Genomic DNA, 5,113 nt, shown 5'->3' on the forward strand with positions numbered 1-5,113 from the left:
GGACGGTCACCTTCACGGAGTCCAGGCGCTCGTCGGCGAGTTGGGTGAGGAAGGGGAAGCCGCCGATCTCCACCTCGGGCGCCGCGGCCAGGTCGAGACGGTCCTTGAGGGTGTCGGCGGCCCGGTGCTCGGCGTAGAGCACGGCCCAGCGGTCGCCGAGCGCGGCGAACGAGGCGAGGACGGCCAGGCCGACCACCGCCTTCACCGCGAGCGGCAAGCCAGCGAAACGATTCTTCCTTCGCCGCTTGCCGCCGCGGCGGTGGTCCGGCGGGGCCCAGGCGTCCTCGGCGCCCGCGTCGCGTTCGGCGCCCGCATCGCGTTCCTCCGTGAGGAACTCATCCAGAGGGGTCTCCTCCAGAGGCCCGTCATCGAGGGCGGCGAGCTCCTCGTACGGGTTCGGACGGGGATGCGCATCTAGGTGGTGGGGGGTACGCATCGATCCATCCGATCATGCGTACCTCCCCCACCCGCAACCTGAACCCCGGGTATGCGACTTACTTCACGACGGTGATGCGGTCCGCCTTCGGCGGGTCGATCGGGTTCGACGCCGAGGAGTTGGCCGTCAGGTACTGCTCCAGAGCCGCCAGGTCGTCGCTGCCGACCACGTCGTTCGCGCCCTGGCCGAGGGTCGGGAAGCCGTCGCCGCCGCCCGCGAGGAAGCTGTTCGTCGCGACGCGGTAGGTGGCCGCCGGGTCGATGGCCGCACCGTTCAGCCTGATGCTGTCCGTGACCACCCGGTCGGCACCGGACTTGGTGAGGTCCAGCGTGTAGGTCAGGCCGGACGAGACCTGGAGGACCTTGGGGGCCGCCGCGTTCGGGCCGGACACCTGCTCCTTGAGCGCCTGGATGACCTGCGCGCCCGTGAAGTCCTGGAGGTTCACGGTGTTCGCGAACGGCTGGACCGTGAAGCCCTCGGCGTAGGTGACGACACCGTCGCCCTCACCGGCCTTGGCCGCGTAGGTCAGCGGGGCTCGGATACCGCCCGGGTTCATCAGCGCCAGGTCGGTCTCCGGGTCGAGCTGCTTGCCGTGGGCGAGCTGGGCGTCGGCGATGAGGTCGCCGAGCGGGGACTCGGTGCCGGTGTTGCCGATGTCGCCGGAGATGTAGCCGATCGGCTTGTTGCCGATGGGCGCGGCCAGCGTGTTCCACTTGCTGATCAGCTCGGTCATGTCGGGCGCCTTGGGGACGTCCCGGGTGACCACGCGGTTCGCCGACTTCACGGCCGTACGGGCGATGTCGCCGGTCCTGCGGTCGTAGGTCAGCGTGGTGTCGGTGTAGAGACGGCCGAAGGACGCGGCCGAGGTGACCATGCGGGGCTTGCCCGCCGGGTCGGCGATGCTGCACACGTACGCGTTGTGGGTGTGACCGGTGACCAGCGCGTCCACCTGCGGCGTGACGTTCCTGGCGATGTCGACGATCGGGCCGGAGATGCCGTCGCCCGCACCCGGGGAGTCGCAGTCGTAGTTGTACGACGCCGACGCCGGGAAGCCGCCCTCGTGGATGAGGGCGACGATCGACTTCACGCCCTGCTTCTGCAGCACCTTGGCGTACTTGTTGATCGTCTCGGTCTCGTCCTTGAAGGACAGGCCCTTGACGCCCTCGGCGGAGACGATGTCCGGGGTGCCCTCCAGGGTCACGCCGATGAAGCCGACCTTGACGCCGTGCTTCTTCCACACCCAGTAGGGCTTGAGGATCGGCTTCTTCGTCTTCTCGTCGAGGACGTTGGCGGCCAGGTAGGGGAAGTCGGCGCCCTTGAACCTCTTGTCCGCGTAGCAGCCGTCCTTCGGGTGGCAGCCGCCGTTCTGCAGACGGCCCAGCTCCTTGGCGCCCTCGTCGAACTCGTGGTTGCCCACCGAGGTGACGTCGAGGTCGAGCTTGTTCAGAGCCTCGATGGTCGGCTCGTCGTGGAACAGCCCGGAGATCAGCGGAGAGGCGCCGACCATGTCGCCGCCGGCCGCCGTGATGGAGTACTTCTCGCCCTTGCGGGCCTGCCGCAGATGCGTGGCGAGGTACTCGACACCACCGGCGTCGATGGTCTTCGTCGTGCCGTCGGGCTGCGTCTCGGTGACCCGGCCGGAGGAACCGGCGGGCGGCTCCAGGTTGCCGTGCAGGTCGTTGAAGGACAGCAGCTGCACGTCCTGGTAGCGGCCGTGTCCGTACCCGCCCTTGCGGTGCTCCTCGCCGGCACTGGCCGAACCGGGCAGCGCCGCGGCGGCCAGCGCGCCGACGGTGACGACACCGGCGGTGAGAGCGACGAAACGGTTCGTACGACGTCTGCGGCGCTCCTGGTGCGCCGACGCCGGTGAAGTGGCTGGCATACGCCCCCCTGTGGGTCTGCTGTCGGTTCTGGTCGGACGGTGATGTCGTCCGGCGCAGCCTAGAGTCAACGCGCGTAGCGCGACAGGCCTTTCGTGGTTACGACCTGGTTTCTTCTTTGCCGACGATTTGCCGGTGGTGCCCCGTACCCTCGTACGCATGACCAGCGACGACACCGTACGGCCCGGACGCCCCCGCTCGATCGAGACCCTCGCCGCGCTCTCCGCGGAGCAGACCGAGGCCGTACTCGGACTGCTCGACGAGGCGGCCGGGACCGACGGGCAGCAGGCGGTGTCCGAACAGGGCCGGTTGCAGTTGCGCGGCGGGGAGCGGGAGGGCGTGTCCCATCTGCTGCTGACCGCGGGCGGGGAACTTGTCGGTTATGCCCAGCTGGAGGACACGGACCTGGTGGAGCCGCCGGCCGCCGAGCTGGTCGTGCACCCCGGGCACCGCGGGCACGGGCACGGGCGGGCGCTCGGCTCGGCACTGCTCGCGGCCTCCGGCAAGCGGCTGCGGGTGTGGGCGCACGGCGGGCACTCCGCCGCCCGGCATCTCGCGCAGGTCCTCGGCCTGACCCTGTTCCGTGAACTGCGCCAGATGCGGCGGCCGTTGACCGACTTCGACGCACCCGAGCCGGTGCTCCCCGAGGGCGTCACGGTCCGCACCTTCGTCCCCGGCAAGGACGACGCGGCCTGGCTCGCGGTGAACGCCGCCGCGTTCGCCCACCACCCCGAGCAGGGCTCCCTCACCCAGCGCGACCTCGACGACCGCAAGGCCGAACCGTGGTTCGACCCCGAGGGCTTCTTCCTCGCCTTCCGCGGCGACGAACTCGTGGGCTTCCACTGGACCAAGGTGCACGCCGAGGAGGGCCTGGGCGAGGTCTACGTCCTCGGCGTCGGCCCCGGCGCGCAGGGCGGCGGCCTCGGCAAGTCCCTGACCACGATCGGGCTGCGGCATCTGGCGGGGCGCGGGCTGCCCACGGCGATGCTGTACGTCGACGCCGACAACAAGGCGGCGGTGTCGGTGTACGAGCGGCTGGGGTTCACCACGCACGAGGTGGACCTGATGTACCGGACGGAGACGTGAGCTCTTCCACCGTGCCCGGTCTGCGGGTCCGCCCGGCCTCCGAGTCCGACCTCGCCGCCCTGGTCCGTCTCCGCGACGACGCCGCCCGCTGGATGCTGGCCCGTGACATCACCGGGCAGTGGCGGCCCGGGGAGCTGGACGAGGAGCACTTCCGCCGGGTCATGGCGCACGGCGAGGTCTGGCTGGCGGAGACCGGCACGGGCCTGGCCGGTGCCTGGGAGCTGTGGTGGGAGGACGAGGACGCCTGGGGCCCGCAGCCGCCGGTGGCCGGGTACGTGCACCGGCTGATGGTGGACCGGTCCGCCGCCGCGCCCGGGACGGGGCGGGCACTGCTGACGGCCGCGGAACGCCGCGTGGCCGAGGCGGGGCGGACCTGGATGCGTCTGGACTGCCTGGCGGGCAACGCGCAGCTCAACGCCTATTACGTGGACGCCGGTTACCGGGTCGTGGGCCACAAGGAGGGCAAGCCGCAGCCGGGCGGACCGCCCAAGTCCTTCACGCTGCTGGAGAAGCGGGTCGGGTAGCCGGGAGTTGTGCCCACGACGGCCGCCAGAGCGCGCCCTGCGGGGGGCGCGGCCGGGTGGCCACCAGGTGGTCGTGGAGTGCCGTCAGGCCGGGGTGGGAATTGTCCGTGCGCCGGAGCAGCGCGTGCGGGTAGACCGGGACCGGGTCCACGAGCGGGACGAGCCGCAGGTCGTGGGCGACCGGCCAGACGTGCGGGGTCCGTTCGCTGAGGAAGGTCGCCACCGTCGGGGAGCCCGCGATCGTGTCGAGGAGCGCTTCGAGGCCGAAGTTGGGCCCGATGGTGTCGATGGCCGGTCCGAAGGCCGCGGCGAGTTCCTCGTAGTAGGCGTGCCATTCGGTCCCGGGCACGTTGCCCGGCATCCAGATGCGGTGCCCGGCGAGCTGCGCTGTCGTCACCGAGTCGGCCCGGGCGAAGGGGTGGTCCGGGCCGACGCAGAGCCGCAGCGGCTCGTCGAGGACCGGGGTGGCCGTGATGCCGTCGGGGAGCCGCTGTCCGGGCATGGTGACGGCACGGAAGGTGGCGTCGACGGCCCCGTCCCGCAGGGCGGTCACGGCGGTCTCCACGTCGAACAGCGTGACGACGTCCAGCGCGATCTCCGGGTGCGCCCGGTGGAAGTGCTGCACCAGCCCGCCGGTGGCGGCCCGGCGCCCCACGACGTCGACCCGCAGCGCCCGGTCCCCGGGCCGGACGGCGGCCGTCGCCCGGTCCTCGGCCCGGAGCAGGACCCGGGCGTGCGGCAGCAGGGCCTGTCCGTCGATGGTGAGTTCCGCGCCTCGCGGCGTGCGGACCAGCAGCCGCACGCCGAGGTCCTTCTCCAGCGCGGCGATCCGCTTGGACACGGCCTGCTGGGTGAGGGCCAGGTCCACGGCGGCCTTCTGGAACTGCCCGGAGTCGGCGATCGCGACGAAGGCGCGTACGGCTTTGAGGTCCACGGAGAGGCAGCCTAGCCGCACACCATGTGGTTGTCGGGCGACCGGTAAATGTTCGTCTCTTGAGGCCTGTTGCGGACCGGTGCACAACCACTGGATGTACACCGGGCGCTTGCGCCAGTGCCGCGGCAGGCAACGTTCGCCCGTTGAGGAGCGGCGTCCGGTACGTGCTCTCGGCCTGCCGGCCGGAAGCCCCCGTACTGGACGTACTTGGGGTTTCGACCGGTGCGGCGAGTGGGGGACCCCCTGCTCGAGC

At 71.3% G+C, this 5,113-nt stretch carries 5 protein-coding genes; 2 read left to right on the top strand and 3 right to left on the bottom strand.

From position 1 onward, the window contains the following. Nucleotides 1–436 (bottom strand): DUF2993 domain-containing protein (locus tag ABZ281_RS37110; RefSeq protein WP_356662439.1); only part of this gene is annotated, 436 nt, incomplete at its 3' end. A gap of 58 nt (nt 437–494) precedes the next feature. Next, nucleotides 495–2,318 (bottom strand): bifunctional metallophosphatase/5'-nucleotidase, encoded by a 1,824-nt coding sequence (locus tag ABZ281_RS37115; RefSeq protein WP_356662440.1) that lies wholly within the window; start codon nt 2,316–2,318, stop codon nt 495–497. 157 nt (nt 2,319–2,475) lie between these two features. Here ABZ281_RS37115 and mshD point away from each other — a divergent pair, with 157 nt between their 5' ends. Together mshD and ABZ281_RS37125 are read left to right on the top strand one after the other, a co-directional pair. After that, the gene (gene mshD, locus ABZ281_RS37120; protein ID WP_030848945.1) at nt 2,476–3,402 is read left to right on the top strand and encodes a mycothiol synthase; all 927 of its coding nucleotides are present in this window, start codon (nt 2,476–2,478) and stop codon (nt 3,400–3,402) included. An 11-nt stretch (nt 3,403–3,413) separates the two neighbouring features. After that, the gene (locus ABZ281_RS37125) at nt 3,414–3,926 is read left to right on the top strand and encodes a GNAT family N-acetyltransferase (RefSeq protein ID WP_356662442.1); all 513 of its coding nucleotides are present in this window, start codon (nt 3,414–3,416) and stop codon (nt 3,924–3,926) included. On the opposite strand, the gene ABZ281_RS37130 is transcribed toward ABZ281_RS37125, so the two are convergent. Then, nucleotides 3,898–4,860, bottom strand: coding sequence for a LysR family transcriptional regulator (locus ABZ281_RS37130; protein ID WP_356662441.1), 963 nt, complete (start codon nt 4,858–4,860; stop codon nt 3,898–3,900). The two genes, ABZ281_RS37125 and ABZ281_RS37130, sit on opposite strands and share 29 nt — an antisense overlap. Nucleotides 4,861–5,113 lie beyond the last annotated feature (253 nt).

The organism is Streptomyces sp. NPDC006265 (assembly GCF_040613555.1).
In the GTDB taxonomy this organism is placed as follows: Bacteria; Actinomycetota; Actinomycetes; order Streptomycetales; family Streptomycetaceae; genus Streptomyces.

Coding starts and splice junctions, on each gene's coding strand:
- ABZ281_RS37115 (WP_356662440.1), bottom strand. CDS start 2,318: ATGCCAGCCACTTCACCGGCGTCGGCGCACCAGGAGCGCCGCAGACGT.
- mshD (WP_030848945.1), top strand. CDS start 2,476: ATGACCAGCGACGACACCGTACGGCCCGGACGCCCCCGCTCGATCGAG.